Annotated in this window: 13 protein-coding genes; 9 read left to right on the top strand and 4 right to left on the bottom strand. The window is 72.0% G+C overall.

Annotated features, from left to right (window positions below; translation table 11 throughout):
* The first annotated feature begins 13 nt into the window (after positions 1 to 13).
* The 3 genes from QRN89_RS33295 to QRN89_RS33285 all read left to right on the top strand — a co-directional run bounded on the left by QRN89_RS33295 (position 14) and on the right by QRN89_RS33285 (position 3,783).
* A complete protein-coding gene (locus tag QRN89_RS33295; RefSeq protein WP_290353128.1) occupies positions 14 to 1,753 on the top strand; it encodes a SpoIIE family protein phosphatase in 1,740 nt (579 codons plus the stop codon).
* A 212-nt stretch (positions 1,754 to 1,965) separates the two neighbouring features.
* Positions 1,966 to 2,649: an STAS domain-containing protein gene (locus QRN89_RS33290; protein WP_290353127.1), complete on the top strand. Its 684-nt coding sequence runs from the start codon at positions 1,966 to 1,968 to the stop codon at positions 2,647 to 2,649.
* A 360-nt stretch (positions 2,650 to 3,009) separates the two neighbouring features.
* Positions 3,010 to 3,783 (top strand): methyltransferase domain-containing protein, encoded by a 774-nt coding sequence (locus QRN89_RS33285; protein ID WP_290353126.1) that lies wholly within the window; start codon positions 3,010 to 3,012, stop codon positions 3,781 to 3,783.
* 131 nt (positions 3,784 to 3,914) lie between these two features.
* On the opposite strand, the gene QRN89_RS33280 is transcribed toward QRN89_RS33285, so the two are convergent.
* Positions 3,915 to 4,757 (bottom strand): class II glutamine amidotransferase, encoded by an 843-nt coding sequence (locus QRN89_RS33280; RefSeq protein WP_290353125.1) that lies wholly within the window; start codon positions 4,755 to 4,757, stop codon positions 3,915 to 3,917.
* A 357-nt stretch (positions 4,758 to 5,114) separates the two neighbouring features.
* Here QRN89_RS33280 and QRN89_RS33275 point away from each other — a divergent pair, with 357 nt between their 5' ends.
* Complete coding sequence (locus tag QRN89_RS33275) at positions 5,115 to 6,212, top strand: glutamate--cysteine ligase (protein ID WP_290353124.1); 1,098 nt, start codon at positions 5,115 to 5,117, stop codon at positions 6,210 to 6,212.
* Positions 6,213 to 6,286: 74 nt separating this feature from the next.
* Here QRN89_RS33275 and QRN89_RS33270 read toward each other — a convergent pair whose 3' ends face one another.
* Entirely contained in the window at positions 6,287 to 6,493 is a 207-nt protein-coding gene (locus QRN89_RS33270) for a hypothetical protein (RefSeq protein WP_290353123.1), read from the bottom strand.
* Between the two features lie 430 nt (positions 6,494 to 6,923).
* Positions 6,924 to 7,691 carry an NPP1 family protein gene (locus QRN89_RS33265; protein ID WP_290353122.1) on the bottom strand — a complete coding sequence of 256 codons (768 nt, stop codon included), beginning with the start codon at positions 7,689 to 7,691 and terminating at the stop codon, positions 6,924 to 6,926.
* A gap of 394 nt (positions 7,692 to 8,085) precedes the next feature.
* Between QRN89_RS33265 and QRN89_RS33260 the strand changes: the two genes are divergently transcribed.
* The 5 genes from QRN89_RS33260 to QRN89_RS33240 all read left to right on the top strand — a co-directional run bounded on the left by QRN89_RS33260 (position 8,086) and on the right by QRN89_RS33240 (position 14,459).
* Positions 8,086 to 10,143: a discoidin domain-containing protein gene (locus tag QRN89_RS33260; RefSeq protein ID WP_435833311.1), complete on the top strand. Its 2,058-nt coding sequence runs from the start codon at positions 8,086 to 8,088 to the stop codon at positions 10,141 to 10,143.
* 216 nt (positions 10,144 to 10,359) lie between these two features.
* Positions 10,360 to 10,983, top strand: coding sequence for a TetR/AcrR family transcriptional regulator (locus QRN89_RS33255; RefSeq protein WP_290353120.1), 624 nt, complete (start codon positions 10,360 to 10,362; stop codon positions 10,981 to 10,983).
* 162 nt (positions 10,984 to 11,145) lie between these two features.
* Entirely contained in the window at positions 11,146 to 12,312 is a 1,167-nt protein-coding gene (locus QRN89_RS33250) for a sugar ABC transporter substrate-binding protein (RefSeq protein WP_290353119.1), read from the top strand.
* A 66-nt stretch (positions 12,313 to 12,378) separates the two neighbouring features.
* A complete protein-coding gene (locus QRN89_RS33245; RefSeq protein ID WP_290353118.1) occupies positions 12,379 to 13,173 on the top strand; it encodes an ATP-binding cassette domain-containing protein in 795 nt (264 codons plus the stop codon).
* The gene (locus tag QRN89_RS33240) at positions 13,170 to 14,459 is read left to right on the top strand and encodes a sugar ABC transporter permease (RefSeq protein ID WP_290353117.1); all 1,290 of its coding nucleotides are present in this window, start codon (positions 13,170 to 13,172) and stop codon (positions 14,457 to 14,459) included. The genes QRN89_RS33245 and QRN89_RS33240 overlap by 4 nt, the downstream gene beginning before the upstream one ends.
* 73 nt (positions 14,460 to 14,532) lie before the next feature.
* On the opposite strand, the gene QRN89_RS33235 is transcribed toward QRN89_RS33240, so the two are convergent.
* Positions 14,533 to 15,153 (bottom strand): L-threonylcarbamoyladenylate synthase, encoded by a 621-nt coding sequence (locus QRN89_RS33235; protein WP_290353116.1) that lies wholly within the window; start codon positions 15,151 to 15,153, stop codon positions 14,533 to 14,535.
* Between the last annotated feature and the right edge of the window lie 229 nt (positions 15,154 to 15,382).

Genomic DNA, 15,382 nt, shown 5'->3' with positions numbered 1-15,382 from the left:
CCGAGGAGGGCGCATGGACATCGTCGAACCCGGCGCCGGCACCTTCCGGCTGCCCGGCTCGACGGCGCCCGACGCCCTGTCCGCCGCGGCCCTGGAGACCATGAGGGCGGCCGCGTTCCTGGTGGACGGCGAGGGCCTGCTCCTCGCCGTCAACACCGCCGCGCTGAAGCTCTTCCGCAGGGAGCACGACGAGTTCGTCGGACAGGACGCCCACGACCTGCTGCACCGGGACCGCCACGGACGGCCGTTGCCCCGGAGCGGCTGCCGGCTGCGGGAGGCCCTGCTCACCGAACGCACCGGACAGAGCGATCTGGGGTGGTTCGCCTGCGGCGACGGCACGCTGCTCGGGCTCTCCTGGGTGATCACGCCGTGCTCCGTGCACCGGGGGACGGGAGCCCTGGTGCTGCTCCATCCGCGGGGACCGGCTCCCGCGCGCGGGGACGAGGAGGACCTCTCCACCCCGTTGACGGAACTCGACCGCCTCGCCCTCCTCGCGGAGACGACCACCCAGCTCACCTCGACGCTGGACGTGGACGAGGCCCTGAGACGGCTGGCGGCACTCACCGTGCCGCTGCTCGCCGACTGGGCTGTGGTGGACCTGATCACGGAAGGCGACGAGGTACGGCGTGCCCTCGTCGTGCAGCACGAGGACGGCGTCCTCGTCGAGCGGGAGGACCTCCAGGGCCCCATGCCTCCGGTGCCGCAGGAGTCCACCATGCCGCTCTCCCGGGCTCTGCGCGGCGCGGCGTCCGCCCTGGCCGGTCCGTCGACCTACCAGGGGCCTCCCGACTCGGGCATAGCCGTCGAGCAGCATCGCCTCTTCACCTCGACGGGGATGCACACGGCCGCCATCGCCCCGATCCGCGGACTGCGGGACGTGCTCGGTGCCCTGACGCTGGGACGCTCGCAACGGCCCGAACCGTTCTCCCGCGCGGACCTGCCCCTCCTGGAGGACGTCGCCCGCCGCGCCGGGCTGGCGCTGGACAACGCCCGGCTGTACGAACGGCAGCGCCGGGTCGCCGAGACGATGCAGCGCCATCTGCTGCCGCAGATGCCCGTCGTGCCGGGGCTGGAACTGTCGGCCCGGTACGTACCCGCTCCGCACGCCTCCCAGGTGGGCGGCGACTGGTACGACGCGTTCCCGCTCGCGGACGGTGCGACCGCCCTGGCCGTCGGGGACGTCGTCGGACACGACCTCGAGGCCGCCGGCCGCATGGCGCAGGCGCGCAACATGCTGCGCGCCTTCGCCTGGGCGCGGTCCGAGTCGCCCGGTACCGTCGTCACCCGGCTCGACGAGGCACTGGTGCACATCGCCGACGTGCCCATGGCGACCCTGATCCTGGCGCGGCTGGTCAGCGGTGACGACGGGCTGTGGCGGCTGCACTGGACCAACGCCGGCCATCCGCCTCCGCTCCTGGTCGGCCATGACGGCCGCACCCGTTTCCTCACCGGCGCCCACGGCGTACTCCTCGGCACCGGCGGCCACCGTCCCCGCCCGGACTCCGTCCTCACGCTCCCGCCACGTGCGACGCTCGTCCTCTACACCGACGGGCTGGTCGAATCCCGGCGTCACTCCGTCGACCACGGGCTGGACCGGCTCGCCAGGCACGCCGCCGCCCTCGCCCGGCGCCCGCTGGAGTCGTTCAACGACGCACTGCTCGCCCAGGTGCGGCCCGATGACAACGACGACGACGTCGCCGTCCTCGCCCTGCGCACGCCTGACTGCCCGTCGTCGAGCGAGGCGACGGCCTGACGGGGAGACACCGCGGGAGGGGCAGTTCCGCCGTTCCTCGTCCGGTGCGCGGTCGGCCGGACCGCACTGGCCCGCTCGGCACCTGCCACCGCACGCAGGGCCGATACTTCGCTTTACGGACATTACCGACGGATCGGTTCGCCCCATGGGCTGCCCCAACGGGCCGCCGTCCCGATCATGGGTGGGAAGCAGGTCTTTCCCGGAGGTGTCTCGTGATTGCTTTCTGGCCCCGTGGTCTGGACAGGTCGCCCACCCGGGCCGAACCGGCCTCCGTGGTCGCCGCGGTCACCGACGGCACCCGGGGGCGGGCGACGGTGACGGTGTGCGGCCCCATCACCGGGCTGGACGCCGAAGTGCTGGAGACCACGCTCGTATCGGCGCTCCAGGCGTCCTCCGAGGGGCTCGACCTCGACCTCTCCCAGGTGTCGTACTGCGACACCGCCGGTCTGCGGATGCTGGTCGAACTGCGCGAGCGAGCCCTGGCCTCCGGGCGGACCGTCGTCGTCACGACGGCCGGCGGTGTGATGCGGCGCCTGATGGAGACCACCGGCACCGCGCAGTTCTTCATCCCGTGTCCCCAGGTCGAGGAGCCCGATCCCTCGCCTCTCGTCGCGACGGTACGCACCGCACTGCTCCGGGCCGGTCTCCCGCTCACCGCCCGACTCGCGATGTCCGGCTTCCTGCACGTCCGTGCTGACGGTGACGCGGTCGAGGTCTCCTGGCGGACCGGCGACGACCCCGAGTCGACCGGTGCGGCGGACCGGGTCCTCGGCGACGCCGTCGTCGCGGCACTCACGCGCGTGGGACTGGGCATCCAGGGCCGGACCGCTGCCGGAGTGCGGGCCACGGCCGATCCCGTTCCGAGCGCACCCGGCACGACGGAGCCCACGGGCTGATGCCGGGTACGGCGCCGGTGCGAGCGGCGGGAGCGGTGGTGGGGCCACCGCTCGTCGTCATCCATCCGCCCGACCGGCACGGGGGCAGGCGGGTACGCGTCCGGGGCTGCTGATGGGACACGCGTACCACGTGGTGCACGTACGGGAGTTCATGCGGCGGGCGTGGCCGGATCCCGGTGCGGTGGACCTCGGCGATCCCGCCAGGTCGCACGGCGCGGGGGCGGCCCGGACACAGGGCCGGCGCACGTTCCGAGGGCGGGAACCCCCAGCGGTTGTCCTTCTCGTGGCCGCGCCGCGGGCGACTGCCTTGCCGCGCCCGGGTCCTGCCGCCCTTTCCTGCCGGATGATTTACTCACGGGCATGCCGACGACCCTTGGTACGCCCTCACCCGACCAGGCCGCGTACATGCTGCGGGCCGCCGCCGACGGGGCCGGCAGGGCGTACAAGCAGCAACTGCTGGACCTCCTGGACGTACGGCCGGGGCATACCGTGCTGGACGTCGGCTGCGGCCCGGGGACGGATCTGCCTTCGCTGGCGGAACGGGTCGGGGACGGCGGCACCGTGATCGGCGTGGACCGTGATCCGGCGATGCTCGACCGGGCCAGGCAACGCACCGCCCACCTGCCGGTGGTCGACGTCCGCGAGGGCGACGCCCACGCGCTCCCGGTCGAGCCGGGGACGGCGGACCGGGCCAGGATCGACCGAGTCCTCATGCACGTGGCCGACCCGGAGGGCGTTCTGGCCCAGCTGCGCACGGCGACGCGCCACGGAGCCCTGATCGGTCTCGCGGAACCGGACTGGGACACCCTGGTCGTCGACGCGGAGGATCTCGACACGAGCCGCGCGTTCACGCGCTACACCGCGTCCGAAGTCGTCCGCAACGCCACCATCGGCCGAGGCCTCGCACGCCACGCCTCCCGCGCCGGTTTCGCCGTGGAAGCCGTGCTCGCCACCACGCCCGTCTTCCGCGACTTCGCGGACGCCGACCACATGCTCGGGCTGGGCCGCAACATGCAGCGCGCGATCGGGGAGGGCCGCATCGACGCCGCGCGGGGCCGCCAGTGGTTCACCTCGCTCTCGGAAGGACCGTTCTTCGCGTCCTTCACCCTGGTGACCGTCGTCTGCTCCCGCTGAGCGGCCGCGGGGACGATCGGCGGCCCCGGGGTGCGTGGCCGTACCGGATGACGGGCGGCGGCGGCCGGGCCGAGGGGCGCCCGGGGACGGGGCGACGGCACGGGTCGCCGTGCCGCCCCGGTCCCGGCCGTTCAGCTCCGGCCGGGGGGCTCCGGGGCGAAGGGCCGCAGATCGAGTTCCCCGTCGTGGACGACGCTGTAGCTGCTCTCGGGTACGGCGCTCCACGCACCCGGGAGGTCGCCGAGCGGTTCGGACACGACCAGGCGGGTGCCCTCGGACACGTCCCGGAGGAATTCCGCGTCGGGATGGAGGGATCGCAGGGTCTCGACCCTGTTGCTGTAGTACAGGGAACGGGAGGCCCCTTCGCTGGAGTAGCGGAAGGTCCACAGCCGTTCGCCGTCGCTCACCGCGATCGTCATCTGGAGCGGGTGTTCCACGCCCTCGTCGCGGCCCACCGCCTCGACGTACCCGGCCATCCTCGCCACGGCGCCCGGCACGTCCTGGTCGAGGCCGAAGGTGAGGGCCAGGAAGAACATGACCTCGGAGTCGGTGGAGCCCTCGACGAAGGAGAACAGCACCGGGTCGACGGCCAGGGCGAGGTCACGCCGCAGACGGTGGAAGTCGGTGATCGCGCCGTTGTGCATCCACATCCACCGGCCGTGCCGGAACGGGTGGCAGTTGGTCTGCTGCACGGCCGAGCCGGTGGAGGCGCGGACGTGGGCGAAGAACAACGGCGAACGCACATGGGCCGCGATCTCCCGGAGGTTGCGGTTGTTCCACGCCGGCCCCGTGTCCCGGACCACGGCCGGGGTCTCGGTCTCCTCCCCGTACCAGCCGAGGCCGAAGCCGTCGCCGTTCGTCGTCTCGACGCCGAGACGGGAGTGCAGGCTCTGGTCGATCAGGGAGTGCCTCGGCCGGTAGAGAATGGTTTCGAGCTGCACGGGCGTACCCGAGTAGGCGAGCCACCGGCACATGGCGACCTTCCTCTTCCGATCGTTGTCCGATCTGCGTCGTTCCGCGCGCCGTCCGACCTGCGTCGTTCCCCGCGCCCTGTCGTTCCGCTCGCCGTGTCGTGCCGCCCGTCCGCGCTGCGCGGGCGGCACGACACGGCACGGTCCAGCCTGTCCCGTCGCCGGGTCGTCTGTCCCGCCGCGGCCGCGGGCAAACGGGTGACCGGGCACGTCGCCGGGGTTCGCGTCCCCGCCCCGAGGTGTCGCCGACCGTTCCCGGGGCATCCGTCCGCCAGGCCGACCCGGCGGGTGGGACACCACGCGCCCGGTGGCCCGAGGAGAGTGGACGACTGCGGCCCGGGCCGCGGAAAGGCAGTTGGCGTGCGCAGTGTGGGTGTCGAAGAGGAACTGCTGTTGGTGGACGCCGAGAGCGGGGAGCCCCGAGCCCTGTCGACGGCAGTGCTGGCCGCCGCTTCCCGGGAGGCGGTCCGTGAGGACAAGGACGAGGTGTTCGAGGAGGAACTGCAGCGCGAGCAGCTCGAGTTCGCGACCCGGCCGCACGTCTCCATGCGCGACATCGCCGAGGAGATCCGCAACTGGCGCGCCGAGGCGGCCCGCCACGCGGAACGGGTGGGTGGGGCGGTCGCCGCACTGGCCACGTCCCCGCTGCCCGTCAGCCCCTCGATGGGATTCGGCGAACGGCACCGCTGGATGGGCGCGAAGTTCGGTCTGACGGCGCAGGAGCAGCTCACCAGCGGCTGCCACGTGCACGTCTCCGTGGAGTCCGACGAGGAGGGCGTCGCGGTTCTCGACCGCATCCGGCCCTGGCTGGCCGTGCTCATGGCGATGAGCGCGAACTCCCCGTTCTGGCAGGGCAAGGACACCCTGTACGGCAGCTACCGCAGCCAGGTCTGGGGCCGCTGGCCCTCCGCCGGCCCGGTGGAGGTCTTCGGCTCACCGGAGCGGTACCACGCGCAGGTCCGGGACATGCTCGGCACCGGTGTCCTGCGGGACGAGGGCATGATCTACTTCGACGCCCGTCTCTCCCACCGTTACCCCACCGTCGAGATCCGGGTCGCCGACGTATGCCTGGATCCGTCCACCACGGTGCTGCTCGCCACGCTGGCGCGGGGTCTGGTGGAGACGGCCGCAGGAGAGTGGCAGAAGGGCGAGCCGCCGGCCGGCCACGGGGTGGCGCTGCTGCGGATGGCCGAGTGGCAGGCCGGGCGGTACGGGCTCGAGCACGAGCTCATGCATCCGCTCACGATGCGGCCCGCCCCGGCGGAGAGTGTCGTGCGCGCGCTTCTCGACCATGTGAAGGACGCCCTGGACGCGACAGGCGACCTCGTACCGGCTCGCCACGGTGTCGACGCGCTGCTGGCCCGCGGCAACGGAGCACGGGTGCAGCGGGCGCTGCTCGAGCGGACCGGCAACCTGCGCGATGTCGTCACGGAGTGCGTCGGGCTCACCCAGGGCTGAGCCCGGACGGCGTCGGGCCGCGCCGGCCGTCCCCGTCCGGAGATGGCCGGCGTACTGCCGGGCCCTGTCCCGCCTCAGGCCGCCACCTCGGGGAGGGCGTCGTCGGCGCCCTCGGCATCGGGCGGGTTCCCGGGCCCGCGTCCGGGCAGAAGACGCAGGCGGCCGCGGGGCCGGGCGTGCCGAGGGGCCTCCGGCGCGGAGAGGATCCGGTCCTCGAGGCGGTCCATCGCGATGATCAGCAGGAGCAGCGCGGGCGGTATGAGCACGGCAGTGAGAATCATGGGTCTCCTCCTCGCGGCTTTCCGCTCGCTTTGCCGCAGGAGGGCGCGGAGAACGCCCGTGTCCGTGAAGTTTCTGTGACCCTTCCAGCCCCGGCGGGCGGGCGGAGCGTGCTCCGGCACGGTTGTGCCCGGCCACGGGGCGGGCGGCGCGGGGTCGCCGGACAGAGGCCGCGACAGGGCCGGCCGGGGTCGTCCTCGGAGCGCGTGCCGTCGGCACCGCGGGACGGGAGACGTCGCCGTCCGTCGGCCGTCTCGCGCGCCGGCTCGCCCGCTCCGCCACCAGTGGCCTCGACGGCCTCCTCGCCGGACTCCTGCGGCACGGCCCCGCCCCCGCAGGGACGGCATCGCCCTTCTCGTGCTGCGGTCGGTCGCCTCCGGCTGACGCGGGGCGTCCGGCGCCCGCCCCTCCGGGACGGGCGCCGCGCTCGGGTCAGGCGTGCGGGTCGAACGGAATGCCGGCCGGCTTGGCCTTCTCCAGATGGCTGTTGAGGTTGCCGTCCTTGAGGCCGAAGACGGCGCTGCCGAAGTCGGCCCGGCTGAGCTTCTCCCGGATGCCGGCGGGGTAGCCGTCCCAGCCCACCAGCCGGGGAAACTGCCAGGTGCGGTGGTGGTTCTCCGGAGGCTCGTCGTTGGAGTCGGCCGGGCGGAAGCAGTGGGTGCTCAGACCGTCCTTGTGATAGACGATCTTGGGGTGGGTGCCGTCCCACCGGATCCGGTCACGGTGGTGGACGTCGAACGAGCCGTGGGCCGACGTGGCGACGTACTGGGCCTGGTCGTTCTGCACCCACACGACGACGTGTTCCCAGTCGTGGCGGTGGCCGCCGAGTCCACTGCCCGCCACGGCCTGGTCCTTCTCGAAGTAGAGCCCGTAGATCAGCGCGCACCAGCCGTTGTTGCACTTCTGCCGCGCGTATCCGTTGGTGTTGTCGAGGTCCCAGGAGTCACGGCACTGGCCGTTGAGGGCCCCGGAGGGGTTGAGGCCCCCGTTCACGGTGCCGTCGGGGCCGATGGCGGGGGTGGGGTAGCAGCCGTCGGTGTCGTAGTCGTAGGCCGGCTGGTACGTCTGCTCCAGTGCGTTCGCGTTCGCGGGCAGCGCGGTGGGAGGGGCGGCGAGAGCGCTGCCGGGGGTGGCGACGACCAGCGCGACGGCACTGGCGAGGACCACGGGGACCTTGCGGATGCGTGACCTTCTCTTCACTGCGTTCTCCAGACGACCGCGGTGGGGGTGCGGCGCGCGCCGGGACGGGCTGCGCCGTTGACATGTCCAGCTCAGCATCCACGGCCGGGGGCGGTGCGCCAAGCCGTGCGGATGTCACGGCGGTGAAAGATGGGCCAACACGGAAGACGGGGCGCCGATCCGCTCCGCACCCGATGCGCCCGTCCCGAACTGCCGCGATAGCGACGGTCGTTGGCGGCCGCCTCGGTCATCAGGTCGGTTGTCCCGGACTATTGACTCTTTGTGTGACAGTCGCGATCCTCGTCGCACCGCTTGCACGGGTCATGACAGGGGGATCTCGGCGGAAGGTCCCGGCTCCGGACGGACTCGGCCCCCGGCCCCGGCCGTCCGCTCACCGAAGGCTTGAGAGATGACGATGAAACGGCACTTGCGTCGCCGCCGTGGACCCCTCGCGGTGGTGACCTTGCTCCTCACCGCGCTGACCCTGGTCCTCGGCACGGCCCCCGGGTCCTCGGCCGAGTCCGGCTGGTGGGTCCCGGCCGCCCGGCCCGCGCCCGACTCCGGGATCAATGTCACGGGCGAGCCCTTCAAGGGCACCGGCCCCGACGGAAAGGTGCGCGGTTTCGTCGACGCGCACAACCACATCATGTCGAACGAGGCGTTCGGCGGACGGCTCATCTGCGGCAAGGCCTTCTCGGAACAGGGCATCGCCGACGCGCTCAAGGACTGCCCGGAGCACTACCCCGACGGTTCCCTCGCTGTCTTCGACTTCATCACCAGGGGCGGGGACGGCCGCCACGACCCCAACGGCTGGCCGACGTTCAAGGACTGGCCGGCCCACGACTCGCTCACGCACCAGCAGAACTACTACGCCTGGATCGAGCGGGCCTGGCGCGGGGGCCAGCGCGTCCTCGTCAACGACCTGGTCACCAACGGCGTCATCTGCTCGGTCTACTTCTTCAAGGACCGCAGCTGCGACGAGATGACCTCCATCCGCCTGCAGGCGCAGAAGACCTACGAGATGCAGGCGTACATCGACAAGGTCTACGGCGGCCCGGGCAAGGGGTTCTTCCGGATCGTCACCGACTCCGCACAGGCCCGGCAGGTCATCGAGCAGGGCAAACTGGCCGTGGTCCTCGGGGTGGAGACCTCCGAGCCCTTCGGCTGCAAGCAGATCCTGGACGTGCCGCAGTGCGGCAGGGACGACATCGACCGCGGTCTCGACGAGCTCCACAAGCTCGGCGTACGGAGCATGTTCCTCTGCCACAAGTTCGACAACGCCCTGTGCGGCGTCCGGTTCGACTCGGGCACGCTCGGCACCGCGATCAACGTCGGCCAGTTCCTGTCGACGGGCACCTTCTGGAAGACGGAGAAGTGCGCCGGCCCGCAGCACGACAACCCGATCGGCGTCGCCGCCGCTCCGAACGCCGAGAAGGAACTCCCGCCGGGCGTGCAGGTCCCGTCGTACGCCGCCGACGCACAGTGCAACACCCGCGGGCTCACCGAACTCGGCGAGTACGCGGTGCGCGGCATGATGAAACGCAAGATGATGCTCGAGATCGACCACATGAGCGTCAAGGCCACGGGCCGGGTGCTCGACATCCTCGAGGCCGAGTCGTACCCCGGCGTGATCTCCTCGCACAGCTGGATGGACATCGACTGGACCGAGCGCGTCTACCGGCTGGGCGGCTTCATCGCCCAGTACATGCACGGTTCCGAGGCGTTCAGCGCGGAGGCCGAGCGCACGGACGCCCTGCGTGAGAAGTACGGTGCCGGATACGGCTTCGGCAGCGACATGAACGGTGTCGGCGGCTGGCCGGGCCCACGGGGGGCCGACACCCCCAACCCGGTGCGTTACCCCTTCCGCAGCGCCGACGGCGGCTCCGTCCTGGACCGGCAGACCACCGGCCGGCGCACCTGGGACCTCAACACCGACGGCGCGGCGCACTACGGCCTCGTCCCGGACTGGCTGGAGGACGTGCGGATCGTCGGCGGCCAGGGCGTCGTGGACGACCTCTTCCGGGGCGCCGAGTCCTACCTCGGCACCTGGGGCGGGTCGGAGCGGCACCGGGCCGGAGTGAACCTCGCCGCGAGCGCCCCGGCCACGGCCAGCTCGTCGGAGTGGAGCCTGTTCACGAGTTACGCACCCGGCCGGGCCGTCGACGGCAACGCGGGGACCCGCTGGGCGAGCGACTGGAACGACGACCAGTGGATCCGGATCGACCTCGGCGCACCGGCCCTGGTCAAACGGGTCACCCTCGAATGGGAACGCGCCTTCGGGAAGTCCTACCGGGTCGAGGTGTCGTCGGACGGCACGAACTGGCGGCCGGTGTGGTCCACGACGGCCGGTGACGGCGGCCTGGACACGGCCCGTTTCGACGGGACGACGGCGCGCCATGTGCGCATCCAGGGGCTGGAACGCGGCACCAAGTGGGGCTACTCCCTGCGCGAGGTCGGCGTCTACGGCAGCTGAGCCCGCCGGCGGGGGGCGTCAGGGGCCGGGGCCGGCCGGATCAGCCGATCCGGCCGGCCCCGGCAGCTTCCCCGGCACCCGTCGCGCACCCCGTTCCGGACACGGGAAACGCCTGCCCGGAACGACGGGGGAAACCCGGGCGGGGAACAGCACCGCACAGACAGCACAGCACCGCACCGCAACGCACCGCAGCACGGCACAGGAACGAGGACCCGCATGGCACGGATGCCGTCGGCCGAACGGCGTCGACAGCTGATCGAGGCAGCGATCCGGGCGATGACCCGTGACGGTGTCCCCCGGACGACGACACGGTCCATCGCCGCCGAGGCGCAGGTGTCGCTGAGTGTCTTCCACTACTGCTTCGACTCCAAGCAGGAACTGCTGGAGTCCGTCATCGAGGCCATCACCGAGCACTACATCGCGGTGGTGCGCGAGGCGATCCGGCCCCAGACCACCCTGCGGGAGACCGTCCGCGCGGGTTTCCAGGCCTACTGGGACCACGTGCGCGCCAACCCCGGTGAACACATGCTCACCTACGAGCTCACCCAGTACGCCCTGCGCCAGCCGGGGTTCGAGCACCTGGCACGGCGTCAGTACGAGTTGTACACCGACACGTTCATCGAGCTCATCGACCAACTGCGGCACGACATGGGACTCGAACTGCGCGTCCCGGTCGCGGTCCTCGCGCACTATCTGGCCGTCATGACCGACGGGCTCACCCTGAACTTCCTGGTGCTCGGCGACGAGACGGCCGCATCCGGCGTCCTCGACACGATCGCGGACCAGGTCGTGCACCTCGTCCACGGCGAATCCCGGCCGGTGGCACCCGGCAACGGCTGACGGACCGTACCGGCGCCACCGCCGAACGGCCCCGGCCAGGACGGCCGGCCCGCACGAGCCCCTCCGTGCACCGCCGTACCGCTCCCGGCCCGCGCCCCCGACGGCGGCCGGCGGCCCTCGCCCGGCAGTTCGTTTCTCCCATTTTCCCCTACATTGGGGAATATGCCGGTTCCACATCACCGCGCGCGGAGCCGCCGCGGACGCGGCGGAAGGACGCCGTGGACGCGGGGCCGTACGGCCCGTGCCCTGGCCACCGCCACCGCGGCCGCCGCGCTCGCCGGTCTCACCGCCTGCGGAACGGCCGGCGAGGCGGGCGAGGACACCGGGAACGCCTCCGGCGAGGACGCCTTCACGATCGGGCTGCTGCTCCCGGACGTCCACACCGCCCGCTGGGCGACCGCCGACAAGCCCCTCATCCAGGCGAAGGTCAAGGCGCTGTGCCCCGACTGCAAGCTGCTGCACGCCTATGCGTCCGCCGACGTGGCGACACAGCAGCAGCAGATCGAGTCCATGATCGCGAAAGGCGCCAAGGTCCTGATCCTCGACCCCGTCGACGACAAGGCGCTCCGTTCGTCGATCGCCCGGGCCCGGGACGCGAACGTGCCGGTGGTCTCGTACGACCGCCTCGCCCAGGGGCCCATCTCGGCCTACTCCAGCTACGACTCGGAGGAGATCGGCAGGATCCAGGCCCAGGAGCTCCTCAAGGCGATGGGCCCCAAGGCCCGCGGCGGCCAGATCGTGATGATGAACGGCGACCCGACCGACCCCAACACCCGGGATCTGCGCCGGGGCGCGCTGTCCGTGCTCGAGGGCAAGGTGAAGATCGCCAGGTCCTACTACACCGGCGGATGGATACCGGAGAACGCCTTCCGGAACATGTCCGCCGCGATCGCCGAGCTGGGCCCGGACCGCATCGACGGCGTCCTGTCGGCCAACGACGGGCTGGCGGGCGGTGTCGTCACGGCGCTCAAGGCCGCCGGGGTCAAGCCGCTGCCGCCCGTCACCGGGCAGGACGCCGACCTGTCCGCGATCCGCAGGATCGTCAAGGGCGAGCAGTACATGACCGTCTACAAGTCCTTCGAGGCGGAGGCCGAGGCCGCCGCCGAGATGGCCGTCGCCCTGGGCCGCGGCGAGAAGCTCGACGACATCGCCAAGGACCGCGTACGCAACGACACCGACGAGGGCATCCCCGCCGTCCTGGGGCCCCTGGTGCCGGTGACCCGGGGCAACGTCGAGGAGACGGTGGTCGAGAACGGCCTGTACACGGTCGACCAGATCTGCACCCCGGCGATGGAGGCCGCCTGCCGGAATGCGGGTCTCACCGGATAGCCGGACGGGTTCCGCACCCCGACGACGTGCGGCGCCCCGGCCGGAGCGACGGGACGGGCGAAGGAGATGGTTCACGTGCCGAGGGCGCCACTCCTGGCGATGCGCGGGATCAGCAAACGGTTCGGCGCCGTCTGGGCACTGTCCGACATCGAGCTGGAGATCCACGCCGGAGAGGTCGTGGCCCTGGTCGGCGACAACGGGGCGGGCAAGTCCACCCTGGTCAAGGTGATCACCGGGGTCGGACCGGCCGACGAGGGCGTCGTCGAGTGGGACGGCCGCCCGGTGAGGATCTCCCGCCCCCGGGACGCCCAGGCCCTGGGCATCACCAGCGTCTACCAGGATCTCGCGCTGTGCGAGACCCTCGACGTCGTCGGCAACATCTTCCTCGGACACGAGCTCGGCGGGAGCGTGATCCTCGACGAGGTGGCCATGGAGCGACGGGCCCAGGAGCTGGACGTCCTGGAGTCGCTGTCGATGCGCCTCCCCAGCTTCCGGGTGCCCGTCGCCTCGCTGTCCGCGGGCCAGCGGCAGACGGTCGCCATCGCCCGCGCGCTGCTCAGCGAACCCCGGCTGCTCATCCTGGACGAGCCCACCGCCGCGCTGGGCGTCAGGCAGACCGCCCAGTTCCTCGACCTGCTCGAGCGGCTGCGGGACCGCGGTCTGGGCGTGCTCCTGGTGAGCCACAACCTGGGGGACGTGAAGGCCGTCGCCGACCAGGTCGCGGTGCTGCACCTCGGCCGCAACAACGGCTTCTTCAGCGTGCCGACCACCTCCCAGGAGCAGATCGTCTCCTCCATGACCGGCGCCACCGACAACGCCGTCACCCATCGCCGGGACCGGTGGGGGGAGGTGCTGCGGTGAAGCGGACCGGAGCGTCGGAGAGCACCGGGGTCGCACGGGCGGGCGGCGGGCCGGCCCGGGGCGGTCCGCAGCCCGCCGACCAGCGCCGTACGGACGCCGACGGGGGTTTCGGAGGCCGTGCCCGCGCCTTCGCCCGCCGGATGCGCAGCGGCGAGCTCGGCCCGATGCCGGGGGTCGTCGCGGTCGCGGTGCTGTGGATCATCTTCCAGAGCCTGGACCAGCAGTTCCTCTCACCGCGCAATCTGTCCAACCTCAGCGTCGACATCGTCGGCACGGGCATGATCGCGCTCGGTCTGGTCTTCGTCCTGCTGCTCGGCGACGTGGATCTGTCCGTGGGCTCCGTCAGCGGGCTCACGGCGGCCGTCTTCGCCGTCCTCAACGTGAACCAGGGCATGCCGGAGTGGGCGGCCGTCCTCGCCGCCCTGCTCGTGGGCGCGGCGATCGGCGCGACCCAGGGGTTCTTCGCCGCCCGGCTCGGCGTCCCGGCGTTCGTCGTGACGCTGGCGGGGCTGCTGGCCTGGAACGGGCTCATGCTCTACGTGCTGGGCGCCAGCGGCACCGTCAACCTCCCCGAGGAGGGCTTCGTCCATGCCCTGACCAGCTACTACTTCAGGGAGGCGGCGGTCGCGTACGGGCTGGCGGCCCTGAGCGTGGCCGTGTTCTTCCTGGCGTCGTACCGGGACTCCCGGCGGCGCCGGTCGGTCGGCGTGATGTACCGGCCGCTCGGCGTCATCGCCGTGCGCACGGCCGCGGTGGCGGTGGTCGCGTTCGCCGCCGCCTGGATCCTGAACCGGTTCCAGGGCCTGCCGCTCGCCCTGCTGATCTTCCTGGTCTTCGTCGTCGGCCTGGACTTCCTCCTGCGGCGCACCTTCTACGGACGGAAGATCGTCTCCATCGGCGGCGGTGCCGAGGCGGCCCGTCGCGCGGGCATGAACGTGGTGTGGCTGCGGATCTCGGCGTTCATGGTGTCCGGGACGCTGGCCGCCGTCGGCGGGCTCTTCCTGGCCTCCCGGGTGGCCGCGGTCGGCCAGACGTCGGGCTCCAGCATCCTGCTGATCAACGCGATCGCCGCGGCCGTGATCGGTGGCGTCAGCCTGTTCGGCGGGCGCGGGACCACCTGGTCCGTACTGCTGGGCATGCTCGTCATCCAGTCGATCGCGTCGGGCATGGTCCTGCTGGGCATCCCTACGCCGATGCAGTCGGTGATCACCGGGGGTGTGCTGCTCGCCGCGGTGGTCCTCGACTCCCTGGCACGGCACTCGCAGAAGGCGCACGGCAGGGCGTGACCCGGCAACGGCGCGGCGGCGGGCCCTCGGACGGTATGCGCGGCGACGTCCGGGGCCCGGCCCGTGCCCGGCGCTACTCGAACCGCTCGGTGTCGCCGGCGCCCCGGCGCACGATCTCCGGTTCGCCGCCGGAGAAGTCGATGACGGTGGTCGGTTCGGTACCGCAGTCGCCCGAGTCGAGCACCGCGTCCACCACGTGGTCGAGCCGTTCCTTGATCTCCCAGCCCTGGGTCATCGGCTCGTCCTCGCCGGGGAGGAGGAGGGTGCTGGACAGCAGGGGCTCGCCGAGCTCCTCGACGAGCGCCTGCGCGACGACGTGGTCGGGGATGCGGACGCCGACCGTCTTCTTCTTCGGGTGCAGGAGCTGGCGCGGCACCTCCTTGGTCGCCGGCAGGATGAACGTGAAACTGCCGGGGGTGGCCGCCTTGACCGCGCGGAAGACGTCCTTGTCGACGTGCACGAACTGGCCGAGCTGGGCGAAGTCCCTGCACACGAGGGTGAAGTGATGACGGTCGTCGAGGTTGCGGATCGAGCGGATCCGGTTGATGCCCTCCCGACTGCCGATGCGGCAGCCCAGGGCGAAACAGGAGTCCGTCGGGTACACGACGAGGCCGTCGGAGCGGATGGTGTCGGCCACGGTGACGATGGTGCGGCGCTGGGGATTCTCGGGATGGACGTCGAAGTACTTCGCCATCCGGCGAGTGTAGGTGATCAGGACGATTCCGCCCCCGGCGGTTCGACGACGTTCCGGGCGACGGGCGGCCGGGCGGGGACGGATTCCGGAGAATCGCCCGTGCCGGGCGCGTGCGCGGGCGCACGCTGGGCATGCCCGACTCGGGGCGCCCACCGGCACGTGCGTGCGGAGGGGCAGCCGGACGAACGGCGACTGACGAGCGATCATGGCACCTGCCCTGATCGCACCC

Source organism: Streptomyces sp. HUAS CB01 (genome assembly GCF_030406905.1).
Lineage (GTDB): Bacteria > Actinomycetota > Actinomycetes > Streptomycetales > Streptomycetaceae > Streptomyces > Streptomyces chengbuensis.
This window is presented reverse-complemented; position numbering and strand designations above follow the sequence as displayed.